The sequence below is a fragment of the Erythrobacter sp. genome (assembly GCF_038133525.1).
Lineage (GTDB): Bacteria > Pseudomonadota > Alphaproteobacteria > Sphingomonadales > Sphingomonadaceae > Qipengyuania.
The window spans coordinates 1-477 of record NZ_JAYPTL010000198.1 but is presented as its reverse complement, the minus strand read 5'-3'; the positions used below and the strand labels follow the sequence as shown (position 1 = coordinate 477).

The window sequence follows — 477 nt, the reverse complement described above, 5'->3', positions numbered from 1 at the left end:
AATCGCAGACGAAACCTGCCTTGGCTGTGCGTTCGGGGCGGAAGGGCCGCAGGGGTTTTACGATATCGCCACGAACAATCGCACCGGCCCGTTCCTTGGCAACGGGTTGAAGGGGCACGAGGCGAGGGTTCAGACCAATGCCGTGTCGCTCAGGATGGAATATGAAAACGATCAGATCGCACTGACCTCGGTCACCTCCAATCGCGATCAGGATGTCTTGTCACGGTCCGACAACGATCTGACTTCGGCAGAGCTTTTCTATGCCCGGGTCGATGAACAAGGGCCGACCTTCACCCAGGATTTCTATTTCCGAACCAAGCTCGACAGCCCGTTCAATTTCCTTGCGGGCGTGTTCTACGAACGCGAAAGAAACACCCAGTTCGCCAAGTTCGCCGGCGATTTCTTTGGCGGGCTTCAGCCTGGCCAGCGCGTCGAGGCTCGGCGGATAGTTCTGGCTGCCCGGCTCGACCTCGGTCG

General features: G+C 58.7%; 1 pseudogene. It reads left to right on the top strand.

Features of this window, described 5'->3' with window-relative positions:
* Window positions 1-477 (top strand): annotated as a pseudogene (locus tag AAFM29_RS17995) (hypothetical protein); the annotation flags it as partial.